General features: G+C 59.8%; 14 protein-coding genes. 5 read left to right on the forward strand and 9 right to left on the reverse strand.

What is annotated here, in order from left to right:
* The first annotated feature begins 14 nt into the window (after positions 1 to 14).
* Entirely contained in the window at positions 15 to 1298 is a 1284-nt protein-coding gene (locus OS035_RS08610) for a Gfo/Idh/MocA family protein (RefSeq protein WP_310808788.1), read from the forward strand.
* Between the two features lie 77 nt (positions 1299 to 1375).
* On the opposite strand, the gene OS035_RS08615 is transcribed toward OS035_RS08610, so the two are convergent.
* From OS035_RS08615 to OS035_RS08625, 3 genes are read right to left on the reverse strand one after another with little or no spacing between them, the layout of a single operon-like run.
* Positions 1376 to 2386, reverse strand: coding sequence for a hydroxyacid dehydrogenase (locus OS035_RS08615; RefSeq protein WP_310804322.1), 1011 nt, complete (start codon positions 2384 to 2386; stop codon positions 1376 to 1378).
* The gene (locus tag OS035_RS08620; RefSeq protein ID WP_331813607.1) at positions 2383 to 4239 is read right to left on the reverse strand and encodes a DUF2264 domain-containing protein; all 1857 of its coding nucleotides are present in this window, start codon (positions 4237 to 4239) and stop codon (positions 2383 to 2385) included. Before OS035_RS08620 ends, OS035_RS08615 begins: the two co-directional genes overlap by 4 nt.
* A complete protein-coding gene (locus OS035_RS08625) occupies positions 4229 to 5293 on the reverse strand; it encodes a LacI family DNA-binding transcriptional regulator (protein WP_310804324.1) in 1065 nt (354 codons plus the stop codon). The genes OS035_RS08620 and OS035_RS08625 overlap by 11 nt, the downstream gene beginning before the upstream one ends.
* A 145-nt stretch (positions 5294 to 5438) precedes the next feature.
* Here OS035_RS08625 and OS035_RS08630 point away from each other — a divergent pair, with 145 nt between their 5' ends.
* On the forward strand, positions 5439 to 6725 hold the full coding sequence (locus OS035_RS08630) for an ABC transporter substrate-binding protein (protein WP_183856678.1): 1287 nt from the start codon (positions 5439 to 5441) through the stop codon (positions 6723 to 6725).
* 186 nt (positions 6726 to 6911) lie between these two features.
* Here the strand turns inward: OS035_RS08630 and OS035_RS08635 are convergent, their stop codons facing one another.
* The 5 genes from OS035_RS08635 to OS035_RS08655 are packed head-to-tail and all read right to left on the reverse strand — an operon-like array spanning position 6912 to position 12321.
* Positions 6912 to 7880, reverse strand: a complete 969-nt coding sequence (locus OS035_RS08635; protein ID WP_331813608.1) for a glycoside hydrolase family 26 protein — start codon at positions 7878 to 7880, stop codon at positions 6912 to 6914.
* A 3-nt stretch (positions 7881 to 7883) separates the two neighbouring features.
* On the reverse strand, positions 7884 to 8411 hold the full coding sequence (locus OS035_RS08640) for a DUF995 domain-containing protein (RefSeq protein WP_097628464.1): 528 nt from the start codon (positions 8409 to 8411) through the stop codon (positions 7884 to 7886).
* A 37-nt stretch (positions 8412 to 8448) separates the two neighbouring features.
* Positions 8449 to 10317, reverse strand: coding sequence for a glycosyltransferase family 2 protein (locus OS035_RS08645; RefSeq protein WP_097628465.1), 1869 nt, complete (start codon positions 10315 to 10317; stop codon positions 8449 to 8451).
* Positions 10314 to 11297, reverse strand: coding sequence for a UDP-glucose 4-epimerase GalE (gene galE / locus OS035_RS08650; protein WP_097628466.1), 984 nt, complete (start codon positions 11295 to 11297; stop codon positions 10314 to 10316). Before galE ends, OS035_RS08645 begins: the two co-directional genes overlap by 4 nt.
* Position 11298: 1 nt before the next feature.
* Entirely contained in the window at positions 11299 to 12321 is a 1023-nt protein-coding gene (locus tag OS035_RS08655; RefSeq protein ID WP_097628467.1) for a UDP-glucuronic acid decarboxylase family protein, read from the reverse strand.
* 397 nt (positions 12322 to 12718) lie between these two features.
* On the opposite strand from OS035_RS08655, the gene OS035_RS08660 reads away from it, so the two are divergent.
* Positions 12719 to 13039: a hypothetical protein gene (locus OS035_RS08660; protein WP_097628468.1), complete on the forward strand. Its 321-nt coding sequence runs from the start codon at positions 12719 to 12721 to the stop codon at positions 13037 to 13039.
* Positions 13040 to 13217: 178 nt separating this feature from the next.
* Here the strand turns inward: OS035_RS08660 and OS035_RS08665 are convergent, their stop codons facing one another.
* Entirely contained in the window at positions 13218 to 14000 is a 783-nt protein-coding gene (locus OS035_RS08665; protein ID WP_012559437.1) for a helix-turn-helix transcriptional regulator, read from the reverse strand.
* An 824-nt stretch (positions 14001 to 14824) separates the two neighbouring features.
* Here OS035_RS08665 and OS035_RS08670 point away from each other — a divergent pair.
* Both OS035_RS08670 and OS035_RS08675 read left to right on the forward strand, forming a co-directional pair.
* Positions 14825 to 15769 carry a fibrinogen-binding protein gene (locus OS035_RS08670; protein ID WP_097628469.1) on the forward strand — a complete coding sequence of 315 codons (945 nt, stop codon included), beginning with the start codon at positions 14825 to 14827 and terminating at the stop codon, positions 15767 to 15769.
* 140 nt (positions 15770 to 15909) lie between these two features.
* A complete protein-coding gene (locus OS035_RS08675; RefSeq protein WP_097628470.1) occupies positions 15910 to 17979 on the forward strand; it encodes a hypothetical protein in 2070 nt (689 codons plus the stop codon).
* Positions 17980 to 17998 lie beyond the last annotated feature (19 nt).

The following is a 17998-nucleotide window of genomic DNA, read 5'->3' on the forward strand; positions in this document are numbered from 1 at the left end:
AGGAGGATCATTCGATGGAGAAACGCCGTTTTGCCCTGATCGGCACAGGAAACCGCGGCACCACCATGTGGGGCAAGGATCTGCTGGCCGGCTGGCGCGAACATGTCGACCTCACAGCCATCGTCGAGACGAATTCATTGCGCGGCGAGCGCGCCCGCAACATGATCGGCAGCAATGCGCCGCTCTATGAAAACATCAATTCCATGCTCGCCGAGCAGAAACCGGATCTGGTCATCGTCTGCACGCCCGACCATACGCATGACGATATCGTCGTGCGGGCGCTGGAGGCCGGTATCGACGTCATTACCGAAAAGCCGATGACTACCTCGGTCGAGAAAATTCGCCGAATTCTCGATGCCGAAAAGCGCACCGGCCGCCGCGTCGACGTCTCCTTCAACTATCGCTACGCGCCAACGGCCGCAAAGATCAAGGAGCTGTTGAACAGCGGCGAGATCGGTCGAGTGACCTCCGTCGATTTTCACTGGTATCTCAACACCAAGCATGGCGCCGACTACTTCCGACGCTGGCATGCCTATACCGAAAATTCCGGCAGCCTGTTCGTCCACAAGGCGACGCATCATTTCGATCTGTTGAACTGGTATCTCGACAGCGATCCCGACGCCGTCACCTCCTTCGCCGACCTGCAGAACTACGGCGGCAAGGGCCCGTTCCGCGGACCGCGCTGCAAGCTCTGTCCGCACGCGCATGAATGCGACTACTATCTCGATATCGAAAAGGATTCCTTTCTCGATCAGCTCTATGAAGATCCGTCGAAGATTGACGGCTATTTTCGCGACGGCTGCGTCTTCCGCGAGGACATCGATATTCCCGATACGATGGTGGTCAGCCTGCGTTACCGCAACAATGTCCATGTCTCCTATTCGCTGAACACCTTCCAGCCGATCGAAGGCCATCACCTTGCCTTCAACGGCACCAAGGGACGCATCGAAATTCGCCAGTATGAGACCCAGCCGTGGGAAGAGCCGAAGCAGGACACGATCCTGCTCATCCGCAATTTCCCGAACGGCAAGGAGGCGGTCGAGCGCATCATCGTTCCGCATTTCACCGGCGGCCATTACGGCGGCGACGACCGGATGCGCAACATGATCTTCAAGCCCGACATGGAAGACCGTCTCGGCCAGCGCGCCGGCACGCGGGCCGGCGCCATGTCCGTGCTCTGCGGCATTGCCGCGCTGACGAGCTCACGCACCGGCAAGGTGGTCAATATCTCCGATCTGATGCCTGAGCTTGCCGATGACGGGTCGCCGAATTCGTTGAAACAGCGCGCTGATAGCTAAGGCGCGTCGCGATCTTTCTGATTCGCTCCTAGCGCTTTAGGTCTTTGTTTTTACTCGCCTGAGCCGCTCCATGCGCCTCAGGCGATGTTTTCGAGATTTGCCTGGTGGATCTGGTAGAGCAGCGGCCGGCCGGTCACGAAGCGCTCGACCTCGTCCACCGCCATCTCGCCGAGGCGCGCCCGTTCCAGCCCGATGGCGCCGGCAATATGCGGCGTCAGGAAGACGTTCGGCAGATCGTAAAATATAGAATCCGGCTCCGGGATTTCCGGATCGGTGACATCGATGACCGCATCGATGCGGCCGGTCTTCAGCTCCGAAAGCAGCGCCGCCTCATCGATGAGAATGCCGCGCGCCGTATTGATGAGCGTCGCGCCGTCCTTCATCAGCGACAGTCCTCGCGCGTCGATCATATGCCGGGTCGACGGCAGCGACGGCGCATGCAGGGAAACGATATCGGCGCGGCGCATCAATTCGTCGAGCTCGACCTTCTCGCCGCCGAGGCCGGCTGCCTCGGCGGCGTCGAGCATGGGGTCGAACAGCAGCAGCCTGTAACCGAAGGGTTTCAACAGCTCGATTACCCGCCGGCCGATGCGCGATGCGCCGACAATTCCGAGAGTGCGGCCGTAGTTGCCGATCGCTTCGCGCTGCATCGGATAGGTTCGATCGCGGTTGCGGTCGGCGACGTAGAGATCGCGGAAACGGAAGGCGCGTTTGCCGGCGAAGAGGATCGCCGCCAGTGTGAATTCGGCGACCGGCATAGCATTGGCCTCGGCCGCGTGGCTGACCGCTATGCCGGCTTCGAAGACGGCGTCGTCGATGATGCCCTTCACCGTGCCCGCCGCATGGACGATCAGGCGAAGCCGCGGCGCGGCGGCGCAAATATCGGGTCCGACATAGGGCGCGCCCCAGCCGGTGATCAGGATTTCGGCTTCGCTCAGCAGGCGTCTTGCCCGCGCATCGTCGAAATGCTGCAGCGGCTCGGGATCCAGCAGGCGACCGATACCGCCGAGCCGGCGCAGGATCTCGTCGGGCAGGACGTATTCGGTACGCGAAGGCTGCATGGCAAGGACAATGGCCGGTCGGCTCATGGCATCTGTCCCGGGGCTTCGATGGCGCTGACGGTCACGCCCTTTTCCCGCACCAGGGCCTCCAGTGCTGCGATGTCGGGCGCTTTCGGGGGCTTCGTCCAGGCCGAGGAGACGGCAGCGGGATCGTTGAACGCCAGTACCGCCGTCACCAAGATGGTTTCGCCGGCCGGGATCTGGCCGCGCAGCTGCGGCACCAGGGTTTTCGCAACGATCAGATTGGTGTTAGGCTGCGCCTTCTGGGCCAGGCCGGTGCGCCTGACCGAAGAACCGAGATCGAGAATGCCGGTGAAATCGGCGTCGCCGATCGCATAGGCAGCCCCATCCGAAGCCGACAGCCTATCGAGTTCGAAATCCCGGCGGCCGATGGCAAAGCCGCCTTCAGCGATGCGTAGCGGCCGGCCTGAGCTGATCCGGTGGAGGCGGATATGCCAAGGGGCTGCCGGGACGAGCCAGGTTTCGACGCCGACATCTTCAAACGGCGACCATTTCGCATACAGCACGTCGCCTACGAGCTTGGCTTCCTCATTGGTTTCGCGCACGCGATAGTGCAGGCCGTCATCGCTGAAGGCCAGCATCGAATCGAAGGCGGCCAGCGCAAAGCCGCGTTCGTCGGATTCGACGCTGAAGCCGTAGCGGGAGGAATAAGCGAATTTCGCGTATTTTTCCGTGCCGAAACGCATCTGCAGATTTTCCTGCCCGGAGGAAAGGGCCACGACATCGCCGCCCGTCCGCATCATCACCATGCCGGGATGACGCTGGGGGACGACGTCAGGTGCCTGCTCCGGCGCCTTTTCCTCAGCGGTCCAGAACGGATGATCCTGCCGGATCGCCAGCGGCAGAAAGGCTTTCAACGCCCAATAGGGCGAGCCGGCGGAATTGTAACTCTCCGACATCAGCAGGTTCGGATAGCCGAAACCGATCGACAGCACGCCGTCGCGATCGGCAATCGGCTTATCCTTCCACCAGCGCAGATGCTGCAGGCAGAGGTGTTTGACCTCGCCCCAAGGCAGCGCCTCGACATCGGCGAAAGCGAGCGCCGACCAGAAGCCGGCGCAGGCGAAACGATAGGTCAGGCTGCGGCCGAAGGGGATCGTGGCGCCGTCGGCGGCGAACCAGTGGCGGAAATCCCGGGCGAAGAGGATCGCGCGCTTGCGATAGCGCTTGGCATAATCGTCGTCGACCAGCTTCGAATAGATCAGGCCATAGAAATGCATGGCGAAGGGAATATAGTGGTCGATGCGGCGGACGTTTCCGTCACGATACCAGCCGTCGCCGATATAGAAGCCTTCGAGTTCCTCCAGATAGTGCCGGGTCAGGCTGCGGTCGAAATCGGCGCCGAGGCGATCGAGGGCGATATCGACGAAGATCCGGAAGAATTTCCAGTTGTTGTCGGCATAGTCGAACTGCCTGGCATGTTTGAGATAGGCGATGACATTGCCGCGGGCGCGCGCATCGAGCGGTTCCCAGATCTTTTCCGGCACCAGCGCCAGGGCAAAACCGAGAGCGGCAAGCTCGACCATGCGCTGATCGCGGCCATTGACCGTTCCCCAATATTCCGGATGGGCGGGATCGGTGCCGTTTGCGAGGCCCTCGGCGAACCGATGCCAGTGGGCGAAGTCGCCCTTGCCGGCGCCAAGCGGCGCCAAACCCCAGAGCGGGCGGGCAAAGCCTTCAAGATCGGCCGCCGCCCGGTCGAAATGGGCGGCCGCACCGCTCAGCCTGACGCGGGCATTGCCTTTTGAGAAGCAGGCAAGCAGCGGATCGAAGAGATCAAGCAGGGCCCGGCTCATATCGGCGCGGGTTTCGAGCGGATTGCCTGCGAGCGGGTTGGCGCTGGCGGGATCATAGGTCATCGGCGTCACTCACGGGTTCAGCGTTCACAACGGTCCCTCCCGAAACGGGAATGACAGCCTGGCAGATGTGGCGCGCCGGCGCCGTCCTGTTGCGGAAACGGGACAGCATCAGCGAGATGGCCTCGCGCCCGAGGGCGGCACGGTCGACGCGCATGGTGGAAAGCTGCGGATTTGTCATCAGCGCGCATGGCAGATCATCGAAGCCGACGATGGCGAAATCCTCCGGCACACGCAGACCGGCTTCGGTGACGGCCTCCAGCACGCCGACGGCGATGAAATCATTCATGCAGAAGGCGGCGGTAAAACCGGCATTTTCAGCAAGGATCGCAGCCGTGCGATCATGGGCCTCGCCGCTGGCGCTGCCCTGCAGTGCGAGGTCGACGAAACGGCCTTCGGCACCGGGAACGGCGGCGATCGCCGCCTCGAAGCCGCGGATGCGCTCCCGGATCGTATGGCGGTGCGAGCCGCTCAAATGCAGGATGCGGCAGTGGCCGGCCTTCATCAATCGGCTCGTCGCCTGATAGGCGCCGAAGAAATTAGCCGGCGAAACGCCATCGAATTGCATTCGAGGATCGGTGCCATTGACGAGAACGGCGGGCGTCATGGTGTCCCGCAGCCAGCCGCGCAGGCTCTCGTTCGGATCGATGCCGACGAGAAAGAGGCCTTCGGCGCCCGCTGCCCGCATATAGTCGCGCACGGCATCCGGCGTGGTGCGATCCTCGCGGACCATGCGGATCTCGAACGGCATGCCCGCTTCGGCGGCGCCGGCGCGCAACCCGTCGACAATCGCTTCATAAAAGACGCTGAGGCCGCCGGTGACGCCATCGCTGGCGATCAGCGCCAGCCCGCCAGCAACGGCTTCAGTCGCTGATTTGACCGGATAGCCATGCTCAGCGGCCACCTTCAAGATCTGGCGGCGCACGGTTTCGCTGATGCCGGGTTCGTTGGCGAGTACCCGCGACACCGTCGAGACGGAGACCCCGGCCAATGTGGCGATATCGGCCTGGCGCGGCCGTCTGACTTTCTGTTCGTTCCTGATCTTTTCGTCATTCATGGGGCAAAGTTTATGCAAGTTATGCAAATTTGCAAGATAATCATTATTTCTTGCAATAATTATTTTTTTGCGTAGTCTTTGTGACGAATTGCTCGCAAACGCCATTGGAGGATGGCGGCGGGCATATTGGGGCAAGGAGGATATCATGCAGGTCAACCGCCGTTCATTTCTGATGGGATCAGCCGGAGCAGCCGCCGGCCTCGCCTTTGGCGCGGGAAGCGCCATTCCGGCTTTTGCCGAGGACACCTCGCTGCGTGCAATGTGGTGGGGTTCGAACGATCGCGCCAAGCGCACGCTCGATGTCGCCAAGCTCTATCAATCGAAGACACCCGGCGTCACGATCGTCGGCGAATCGCTATCCGGCGACGGCTACTGGACGAAGCTCGCAACACAGATGGCCGGCCGCTCGATCGCCGACATCTTCCAGCTCGAGCCGGGAACGATCTCCGATTATTCCAAGCGTGGCGCCTGCCTGCCGCTCGATGAATTCGTCCCCTCGACGCTGAAGGTCCAGTCCTTCGGCGCCGATATGCTGAAACTGACCACCATCGACGGTAAACTCTATGGTGTCGGCCTCGGCCTCAACTCGTTCTCGATGTTTTTCGACACGGTCGAATTCGAAAAGGCCGGCATCCCGCTGCCGACACCCGACCTTACCTGGGATGAGTATGCCAAGCTCGCCGTCGAACTCACAAAATCTTCCGGCAAGAGCGGAGGCCCCTATGCAGCCCGCTACGCCTATGTGTTCGATGCCTGGCTGCGCCAGCGCGGCAAAAGCCTTTTTGCAAAGGAAACCGTCGGGCTCGGCTTCACGGCCGACGATGCCACGCAATGGTTCGACTATTGGGAGAAGCTGCGCAAGGCGGGCGGAACCGTTGCCGCCGACGTCCAGACGCTCGATCAGAACACCATCGACACCAACAGCCTCGGTGTCGGCAAATCGGTGATCGGCATGGCCTATTCCAACCAGATGGTCGGCTACCAGCTCATCATCAAGAACAAGCTCGGCATCACCATGCTGCCGCGGGAAAAGAAGGGCGGGCCGTCGGGCCACTACTACCGTCCTGCGCTGATCTGGAGTCTCGGCGCCACGACAAAGAACGGCGAAGCGGCGGCGAAATTCATCGACTTCTTCGTCAACGATATCGAGGCCGGCAAGATCCTCGGCGTCGAGCGCGGCGTGCCGATGTCGCCGACAGTGCGTGAAGCCATTCTGCCGCAGCTCAATCCGACGGAGCAGGAAACGGTCAAATACGTCAATCTTCTGAAAGATCAGGTCGGCGAGTATCCGCCGCCGGTGCCGATGGGCGCGACCCAGTTCGACCAGCGCGTGCTGCGCCCGATCTGCGACGAACTCGCTTTCGAACGGATTTCTCCGGCCGATGCGGCGACCCGGCTCGTCGAAGAGGGTAAGGCGACGCTCAAAGGATGATCGATCGCCTAAAGCGTGTCGCGCAAGTGTGCAGCGGTTTTCCCAGGCAAAGCGCGAAGCGCTTTTGCCGCAAACGACATGCATAAAACAAAGAGCTAAGCCGCGTCGCGATCGTATCGCGCGCCATGCTTTAACCTGCGAGGAGAGGCCCGCGAACCCCGGCGGACCTCTCCTTGTTTTGTGGGATCAGTTGCTGACGCTATCGATCACGCGCCAGTCCGGCCGGCCGAGATCGTACGGCCAGGCGTGCACATCCCGATCGTTGAAATAGACGACTTCCTGCAAGTTTGGAAAGGCGCTCTGTTTCAGCGTCGCGGTTTCGATCCACGGCCGGACATAGGCGTCGCCGCCTTGATAGCCGAGCTCCGCCACCCAGATCGGCTTGCCATAGCCGGCGACGAGATCGTAACCCTGCTTCAGCGCTTCGGAGAACGTCCGATGCTTGTCGTAGGCAAGCTCGTCGTAGCGTTCCAGGCCGAAGACCGAGAGCCCGACAAGATCGACATAATCGTCACCGGGATAGTAGTCCTGCAAGCCCGGCTCGCCCTTCGGCGACCACATGATCTGAGTGCCAGGCGCCTCCTGGCGGACGATATCCATCATTCGCTTATAGGCGGCGATATAGTCCCGCGGGTTCCACCCGGACCACGAAAACCGCCCCGACTTGTCCTCCATCTCCTGGCCCCAGCGAACGATCACCGGGCTTTTCAGCTGGGATATCATCTGCGCGATCGCCCGCATGTTGACATCGTAATCGCCGCGCAGGACCTTCCGGCGAAGCTCGGCGGAGGTCAGCCGCCAGTCGACGTCCCAGGACCATGGCTCCACGGTGATCAGCAGATTGCGGCCTCTGGCCTGCGCGTAGGCATCGGCGACGCGCAGCGTCTCCAGATCGACGTCTTCCCAGGGCAGGAACAGCGCTTCGGTTGAGACATTCGATTGTGCGCCAAAATCGCCATGCGGATCGTAGGCCCCGAACTTGATGCCGTCGGCATGAAGTTCGGGGCGTTTATCGATGATCGTCTTGACGCTTGCAGCCGGGTTCGGGGCTATGCCCGCATATTGCACCTCGCTTCGGCCGGGCATATCCGCGGCACACAGCAGGAGCAGCGCGATCGCTGCGGTGGAGAGGTTCTTTTTCATCAGCTTCTTCATGGCTCACCCTCCTTTTCGGGCTACTTCCTGGCTCAGCAGGACCTGCTTCAGGTCACGCGCCTTGTCGCTGACCGAATCCATGGGAACGAGCTTGCGAAACTCGTCATCCCCGCGCACCGACGCATGACGGAAGACGTACCAATTGCCGTCCGGCTGGCGCCGCTGATAGATCGTGTTGCCGATCTTGCGGTGGCCGAAACAAGTGCTGGCGCGGGCCGCACCCTCGGCGTTCGTCCAGGTGGCGCGCATGCAGAGCTGGCCGAGGTCGTCGACCACCCACTTGCCTTCGGCAAAGGATTGCTTGCCCTTATCGTTCACCCAGGCGACGAAACGCCGGCCGTCATCCAGGAAACGGCCGCCGCCGGTGTTCCAGACCCAGGTCTTGTCGCCATAGATGCGGTAGAGCTCATAGGCGCTGAGCGGCGTCGGCGTCGGCGCCATCTTGCCAGCTGCCTCGGCGCACTGGGCCGCCGCTGGCAGACACAAGCTGAGAGCAAGGGCCGCTCCATAAAGTTTCGATCCGATACGCATTACTTCCTCCTGTTCGACACTTACCGGTTCCGCCGGCTCAGACACCCTGTTGGTCCCGTCCCATGTTGCCGAACCCATTCCATTTGAGACGGAATTTCGTGATCTTGGTCTTGCCGCCGCCGAGGCCGGCGCCGGCCACGGCAAATTGCGTTTCGGTGAAGCTGACGAATGGCTGGCCATGGGAAAGGGCTTCGAGGCTGCGGAGGCCATGGCCGCCCAGTTGCATTCCGCCGGTAACCCAGATGGCAAGCCCCATGGCGGTCGCGAGCCGCAGCCCATGCGATTGCGGCAGCAGCGGCAGGCCGTTCTCGATTGCATGGCGAACGACGATCAGCACCGTCAGCAACAGATAGATCGACAGGTTCATCGCGGCGAAGATGTAAAAGCCCTGTGCGGCAGCGGCCTCGCTGGCAAAAGCCATGGCGACGGCGCACAGCCCGGCGAGCGCGATATAAGGCGCGACGACGCGCAGCGGCAGAGAATGCTGCTGCTGCTGTCCCTTCGGCGTGATGCGGAAATCGACGAAGGAGCCGGAGATGCGATCGCGCATGGCGGCCAGGCTGCCGGCGAGCGACCACGGCCAGCGCAGGAAGATGAAGGCGAGCCCCTCCCAGCCGAACAGCTTCGCATCATACGGCCTGAAAGTGCCCGTCGCCCGCCAGAACACGGAGAATAGCGTCAGCACGACCGATATCGGCGTGAAATGCACCAGAAAATCAGGATAGGTGACGTTGACGAAGACATGGCCCGTCAGCAAGGCGGCAACCGGCAGCAGGAACATAACGGCCATGAAGACGGAAAAGAGCGGATACCACAGCTGCGAGAACACGAACTGAAATTTCAGCCGCCACGGCAGATGCGCGATGTAACCGCCGGAATGCTGCAGCAAAATGGTGACGAGGCTGCGCGACCACTGGAATTCCTGGACGACGAGATCGGCAAAATTCGCCGGTCCGTCGCCATGGGCGATCGCATCGACGGCATGCACGCCACGCCAGCCGCCGGCATTCATCATCAGTGTCGTCGAGTGGTCTTCGGCGAGTTCCGGGCCGAGGCCGCCGATTTCACGAAGCGCTGAGGTGCGAACGGCATAATGCGAGCCGATGCAAAGCGGCGCCCAGCCATTGTTGTAACCCGTCTGCAGCGAACCGTGCAGGCTGGCTTCAGCATAGAGCCTGCCGCGCGCGGCCCAGCTCGTCGCGGCGTTGGCATCGCAGATGCTGGGCGCGGAGACATAGCCGATGCCGGGGTCGGCGAAGGGACGGAGGACCTCACGGAGATAGGTCGGAGTCGGCACATGATCGGCATCGAACTGGGCGACGAAATCGTAACGCGCATAGCCGAAATGGTCGTAGAAATAGGCGAGATTGCCTTCCTTGCAGCGCGTCCGGCGCGGCCAGGTGGCGCGATGATATTCCGCCACGCCCTTTCGGGTGGAGATCAGCACGCCGTGTTCCGCGCACCAGCGCCGGGTTTCCTGTGAAGGATCTTCGTCGGCCAGCCACACATCGAAATCTACGCCGATCTGGTCGAGCATGGCCCGCAGTGTTGCGCGGACCACGGCAAAGGGCTCGGACGGCGCCTTGGTGACCACCATCGCCACCCGCCCTTCCGGCAGCCGCGCGTGGGGGCTGACCGTTCTCGCATCGAGGAAGATCAGGATGAAATAGGCCGGCACAAGCGTGATCCAGCCCAGCACGAGGGTAATGAGCACGAAGGCCGTCCAGGAAATGATGTGAGCCGACTGGCACCACCAGATCCAGAAATAGCCGAGTGCCGCCAGCCAGCAGAGGATGCCGAAACCGTAAACGACGCGGTTCCAGCCGGCGAAGACGGCATCGAATGCATCCGCGGAGGCGGCTTTCGCCGTCCTGGTGCGATGGCCGATTTCCGAACCGATGCTCATGCCTTCACCTCCAGCCCGAACGTGGGACCGGCGGTGCGGATGATCGTATCGATATCCGAGAGAGAGGGCGCGAAGCCGAGTTCCGCCTTGGCTTTTGCCGTGTCGGCAAAGAGGATCGGCGGATCGCCGGCCCGGCGGGGACGATACCGGACGGGAACTTCACGGCCGGTCGCGCGATAGATGGCTTCGAGGATCTGGCGCACCGAGGTGCCGCGGCCGGAGCCGAGATTGACGCTGAGCGAATCGCCATCGGCCATCAGGTGATTGACGGCGGCAAGATGCGCCTGGGCGAGATCGCTGACATGAATATAGTCACGCACGCAGGTTCCGTCTTCGGTGGGATAATCGGTGCCGAAGACATCGAGGCGCTCCAGCCTGCCGGCGGCAGCGAGAAGGGCGCGGGGGATAAGATGGGTTTCCGGATGGTGGCGCTCAGCAAGCTCGCCGTCCGGATCGGCACCGGCCGCATTGAAATAGCGCAGCGCGGCGAAGCGGATGCCATAGGCGGCGGCAAAATCTTCGAGCGCCATCTCGAAGATCAGCTTGGTGCGGCCGTATGGATTGACCGGGTGCTGTGGAGTTTCCTCCAGTATCGGCAACGAGGCCGGGACACCGTAGGTGGCGCAGCTGCTCGAAAAGACGATCCGGTCGATATCCTGGTCGAGGCAGGCCTCAAGCAGCGTCAGGCTGCCGACGACGTTGTTGCGGTAATATTTCCTGGGCATTTCGACGGATTCGCCGACATAGGCGTTGGCGCCGCAATGGATGACGCAATCGGGCGAAAACTCTGCAAGGGTCCGGCGCAGCGTGGCGGCATCGGCGAGGTCCGCCCGGATGAGCGGTCCCCAGCGGACACTGTCGGCATGCCCCGTCGAGAGATTGTCGTAGGTGACGGGGACCATACCGGCACGCGACAGCGTTTTGCAGATATGACTGCCTATGAAACCGGCGCCGCCGGTAACCAAAATGTAGCGGGGCATCTCATACGACCTCCGCCTTCTCGGCGCCGGCAAGCAAGCCGTCGAAATAATCGACGGTGCGCGCCAGGCCGGTTTCAAGCCCGATGCAGGGTTGCCAGCCCAGATCGGCCATGGCCCGGGAAATATCCGGCCGCCGCTGGCGCGGGTCATCGGTGACCGCCGGCAGATGAACGATCTGTGAGCGCGAATTGGTGAGGTCGCGAACGATCTCCGCCAGGCGCCGAACCGTGATCTCGGCCGGATTGCCGAGGTTGATCGGGCCGTGGCAGGCGTTGCCGGCGGCCGAGAAACGCAGGAAGCCCTCGACGAGATCGTCGACATAGCAGAAAGAGCGGGTCTGCTCACCGTCGCCATAGATCGTCAGATCTGCATTGCGCAAAGCCTGTACGATGAAATTGGAGACGACGCGGCCGTCATCCAGGCGCATGCGCGGCCCATAGGTGTTGAAGATGCGGCCGACCTTGATGTCGACGCCGTAGGTCCTGTGATAATCGAAAAACAGGGTCTCGGCGCTGCGTTTACCTTCGTCGTAACAGGCCCGCGGTCCGATCGGGTTGACGTTGCCGCAATAGGATTCCTGCTGCGGGCTCTGGTTCGGGTCGCCATAGACTTCCGACGTCGACGACTGAACGACGACCGCACCGGTCTTGCGGGCGCAATCCAGGGTGTTGACGGCGCCAAGCACGTTGGTGAGCAATGTGCCGACAGGATCCCGCTGATAGTCGGGCGGAGAGGCGGGCGAGGCGAAGTTAAAGATGAGGGACGCTTCGATATCGAAGGGTTGGCGAACATCGTGCTCGACGAGCTGAAAACGGGCGTTCGATGCGAGGTGATCGACGTTCACGCGGCGCCCGGTGGAAAAATTATCGAGGCAGATGACTCGGTGGCCGCGCTGTAGAAGCCTTTCGCAGAGATGCGAGCCGAGGAAACCGGCGCCGCCATTCACAAGAGCGGTGCCCAAATCCTTGCGCACCGGCATGTCTGTCACTTCGGAATAGCCTTCGCTGGGAACGAAACTACGCATTACAACTCCTTCCCATGTTTTAGTCTTTTGTTTTAGTTAAGCACTTCATGCCGTCCTTATCCTGTTGGATATTCATTGTACCGACTCTGTACCGACTATCTCAACATGAATAACTTTTGAGTTATTCTTAGAACAACTGAATTACTATTAAAATGATAAGACGATTGCGGATAAGGTCAACTTCAAAAATTCCAAGTATTCGAAATAATTACGCAACTATTCTTTGATGTAACAAATGATTAATCATTTTCTGTCTATTTTACCCTCAGAGCGAGTGTCCAGACCGCGCTCAAGCTTCACTCAATGCAGCTCACCTAGAAGTAACGGGAAGATCGGCCGGGCTGAACCGCACGACCGGCCTTGCATCCGGAAGCGCCATATGCGAGGGGTTTTGGCCATGTTGAAAAAACAAGCTGCAGCGCAGCCGAAAGGCTGGCGTCTATTTCATCTTGCGATGTTTGCCGGGGGAACGACGCTTCTTGCGATCGGGACAGCGGCCTGTACCGTCGTTAACGACGACATAGCCGCCGTCGCGAAAAAGAACGTCGTCGTGGTCGAGGCCCCGCGCGCTGCAAAAACCTATGCCTATCCGGCAAATCGGCCCGAACGCCCGGCTACGCCAACGGTTCGCGTCGCCTATCACGGCTCAGCGCCTTATATCTGCTCTCCCAGCGGCTTCGGACAGAAGTCGCGCTGCTTCGCACGTCCGTCGATCTGACGCAACAATCAGTGCGACGGCCTTGTTTGCGCGTCTGAATGGACGCGTGGCGCGCGAGAGTATTTGCGCCTTTCTTCGGTTCACCAAGATGCTCAGCCTTTTTGTTTTCACGCCATTCCCGGCAATAGCGCGCTTTGCCTGGCAAAATCGCTAGCCAATTTGCCGGACTTGCTCTGGATCAGTTGCGCCACCGGCCGGACATGTCGTCCTCGCCGGCGGGATGCTCGTTGAAGAAACGGGATGCAGCTTCCGTGCGGTTTCGGACGTTCATCTTCTTGTAGATGTTGCGGACGTGAACCTTCACGGTGTTTTCGGAAAGATGCAGCTTGTCGGCGATGATCTTGTTTTGCGTGCCCTTGCATATGAGGTCCAGGATCTGAACCTCGCGCGTGGTCAACGAGGAGATGCTGTCGCGTCTCAGCTTCAGCGCATTGGTGCGCGCCGCATCGACCGATTTTGTCTGATAGAGCGAAGGCTCCAGCGGGGTGTTCTTGTTGGTGAGGCGATTGAGAAGGGCTGACGGAAAATGTTCGCCACCCTTCATCAGCAGATCAACCGCGGCCATAAAGACATCGAGCCGCAGGTTGAGCGGCAGGACGCCATCGATGATCCTTGCCTCCACCAGGCGGCTGACATAGGGTTCGAGCATGTCGATCGCTTCGACGACGAGTCCGACGGAAGTTTCCGGGTGATTTTCGCGAGCAGCCTGCAGCGCTTCATGAAGCTCGGGCGCAGGTATGTGATAGAATAAAACAAGCTTTATATCGTTGGCATCTTTGTCCAGCATCGGCTTTGTGCTCGTTATGCTTGACACCTCACAGTTCGGAAATTTCTTCGCCAGCGCTTCTACCATGCATTCAGAAAACAGGTCCGCCTTGGCGACCACTAGTATAGTATTTCTCGATGACTCCAACTTCCGTCCCTGGTCAGAATTCTCCGTCTCTGAGCCTGTCATGAACATATACGCCTCCCCTAGCGTTACACTTTACTCAAACGTGGAGCGATGGCGGGTATTCAATAGTATGAAATGCCGGCCCCGGATGTCACCGCCTTATTTTTTAGACATTTCTTAATTATGTTAATACGGATTGAGAAGGAAGGAAATGGCCCAAAGTGATTAGTTTTAGCGGGCGAAAAACAACAATATACTAAGCTTTGGTTGTATTTTTACTATGATGCGTACTTCGAGGTTAAATTTGCTCCCAATATAGATCAGAGCTCGATGTAATAGTTCAGTACAGATTGTTATATTTTCGTCCTCAAGCGGATATGGGCCGAACAACCGTCGAATGGCGCCACTCAACCCCGCGGCGAGCGCTGCAAGTCTTACTCTCGTCGCTCGGCAATACCCCACCTGAGACGTCCCATTGCTCCACCGACAGGGGCTAGACGGAGGTGGTCAATCTGCCTTAGCCCGAATTGATATCTATCGGCTCCGCATTTTTTCCAGCAATCTGTGATCGTCGCCAAAGTGGCGGCATGGACGATCCAGGTATCGGCGTGTGTTTTTGGTACGTGGCATCCATTTAGGGCAAATCAACGACAATAAAGCCTGAACACTCCTCATCCTCGTCAGGATGCGGAGCTGGATATGTGCGGCCTTGTACTGAGTACGTACGGTCCCAATACCAACGGTTTGACGAACAAATCGCGATGAAGCTGCAGATGACTGGTATCGAATACATCTGCCGATGTTAACCGCATCGGAGCGAGCGCGAGCAAGATCCCATTTGAGATGAGAGGGATTTCGAAAAGCTGCTCCGGTTTTTTTCTGGAGAGATTTTGATGTCTGACGCCTATAAACACGACCCGAAACCATCGGGCGACGTAACCGAAATCACGAAGGTCGGGGCGCTGGCCGACGGCTTTGCCAACAGCGCTATTAATTCAACTGAAGTCGACGACGGCTCGACAGGTTATGTCGGTGGCGTCGCCAATGGCGACAATCGTGACAATACCGACAACAGCGTCGACGTCGACGTCAAAGCCGAACTCTCCGCCAACAATGGCGACAACCGCGATAACGAATACGACTGGAGCTACAAGTCCGACGACGACACCAGCACCAAGACCACGACGATCACCGACACCAAAACCGACTACGACTGGAGCTATGATAGCAAGTCGTACAGCGACAACGACACCAAGACGATTACGGACACCGATATCAAGACCATTACCGATACCGACACCAAGACGGTTTCCGATAGCAACAACACCGCTGACAGCTTCAACAAGACGGACACCGACTTCGCCGTCATCGAGGACGTCAAAGATTTCGACAACCTCGGCGTTGCCGGCCACGACCTCACCTTCAACCTCGGCGACGACTTCTCCTTCACGCTCGACGTCGACAGCATTCTGAATGACTCGCTGTCCGGCGCGGGCAACGACAGCGGCTTCAGCGCCGTTCAGGCAAACCATCTGGCCGACCAGGACAGCGCCTGGAACATCAAGATGGAGAACGAAGGCGCCCAGAACCACTTGAACGCCAATGCAGGCACCGCCGATAGCGCGGAAGGCATGGAAATGGACGGCCGGGGCTGGGATCTCAAGGCCGGCGACGACGCCACCGGCTCGAGCGCGGCCGATGCTTCGGCGATCCTTGCCAATTCAGGCTTCCACCTCGAGCTCGTTCAGGGCGCGAACCTGCTCAGCAACACGGTCGACTCCAGCGTCATCGGCGGCAATTCTCATGTCTCCGACGTCGGCGAGGATACCGGCACCTGATACTAACCTCCAGCGACCAAGACGAACTGCACCGGCCGGCGCCGGTGCAGTTCGACTGTTTGAAAACGGTTTGACGACCATGGCTCCCGGCGGGGCCGCTTTAAAAGGCCGATCGTCATTTCGAATGGGAGGGCCGAACCATGCATATCGAGAAGATTTCGGAAATCATTGCGCACTTCATCGGTCTCTTCGAGATGACCACCGAAGAGATGAGGGCGCGCACCAAATTTGCCGAAGGCACAGGAGCCGGCGACGATGGACCGGTTCTGCCGGATCAGGACGCGTTTACCGCGGCCTTCACTTCCAATCTGCAGCTCAAGGACTACGATCCCGAGATCATCTACAAAGGCGGCAGTTACGAGATCGAATTTGGTCCTTCGCGTCATTTGGGCCGCGTCTTCGAAGAGAGCATCGAGAAGCTGGCGGCGATTGCCGCAAGGGACATCCCGTTACCGCATTTCGGCTCGCCCACGGATATCGTGCTGTCGAATGAGCCGGAATTGAATGTCTTTGCCGGGCCTGGTTCGGCGATCAGTCATGTCCTCCAGGTCAACGTGCTTTACGACGACGACTATCTCGACATGACGGACGGCAATCATGCTGCCCGGGACACGAGTTTCGTCACCGAGCGGCTGGCGGAGTTCGGCACCAAGGCCGAAGTCTTCACGCCTTTTTCGGATCTCCACCGAACCGACAGCTATGACGGCGCCCTGAAGATCGCCCAGGATCTGGAAAGCTACATCCATAATGCCCGCGATACCAAGGATGCCGCAAATGTCCAAGACGAGGATAGCGAGAGCTGCGGTGCAACGCCGCCAAGCACCGACGCCACGCACGATTTCATCCGCCTCGATCCCGAGGTCAACGGTCCGGTTTACGTCAACGGCAAGATCGAGGCCGAGATCCCTGTCCTCGATGATTTCCTGCCCTACCGCGGTCTCGCCAAGCTCCCGGAAGAACCCGACGATAGCAATTCATCCGTTGAGCAGACCGACCCAAGCGGCAACAGCCTTGAGGTGACCGCCGGGGCGAACTTCGTCATCAACGTCGCCTCGGTGATCAATACCGCCGTCATCACCTCGGTCACCGCGGTGATGGGCGACTACCATCAGGTTGATGCGGTTTCCCAATCCTTTGTCTATAGCGATAATGACGATATCGCCTCGGCGCTGCGCGCATCCGCGCACTCGGCCGAGGAGGCGGGGACAGTCGCCAAGAATATCGCGGTCTTCCAACAAAGCACCTTCGAAGCATCGAGCCATGCCGAAACCGATGCTGCCGATCCGACGTTCCCGACCAGCTGGCGCGTCAGTGTCATCGACGGCGATGTCTCCTTCGTACAATGGGTCGAGCAGTATCACTTCGTCAGCGACAACGACACGATGACGGTCACCACCTCGGGATCCGAAACCACGGTTCTGACAGGCGGCAACACCTCCATCAACCTCTCCTCCTTTTTCGGGATGGGCATGCAATATGATCTGGTGATCATCGGCGGCAATGTGCTCGACATCAACAGCATCACGCAGATCTCGCTGCTCTACGACAATGACTGGGTGCGGGCGGAAGACGGCGCCGATCCCGGCGCCGACATCGAGACCGGCGACAATCTGATCTGGAATTTCGCCTCTATTCACAATGTCGGCGCAGGCAGCCCCTTCGAGGCAATGCCGGATTATATGATCGAGACCCAGAAAGCCATCGAAGATCGCGATCCCAACATGCCGGAAGGGCTGTCCTTCGATGTGAATTTCCAAGGCTATGCCGGCCTCAACGTGCTCTACATTACCGGTAATCTCTACGACATGACTGTTATAAAGCAGGTCAGCATCCTCGGCGATTCCGATGATGTGACCCAGGCGGCATCGACGCTTCTGAAGAACAATCCCGATGCAACGGTCACGATCGACACCGGCAGCAATGCGGTCGTCAATATCGCCGAGATCATCGATTATGACAGTTTCGGCCAGACGACCTATCTGGCAGGCCAGCTCTACTCGGACGCTATCCTCATTCAGGGCGGGCTTGTAGAGCATGACACGACCCAGCCGCACCAGGCAGACGACAGGCTCGCCAACGAAGTCATCGCCTTTCTCAACGACGATGATCCTGCGGCCGGCGATTCTGCCGATGGCGTAATCAATGCAGGGCATGACCTTTCTTGGTCGTCGGCGCATCCCGCCGACGTCATGCAAGCCGTGGTCGCGTGACCCTGAGGATTGTGAGAGA

It is taken from the genome of Rhizobium sp. 268 (assembly GCF_036571585.1).
Taxonomy (GTDB): Bacteria; Pseudomonadota; Alphaproteobacteria; order Rhizobiales; family Rhizobiaceae; genus Rhizobium; species Rhizobium redzepovicii.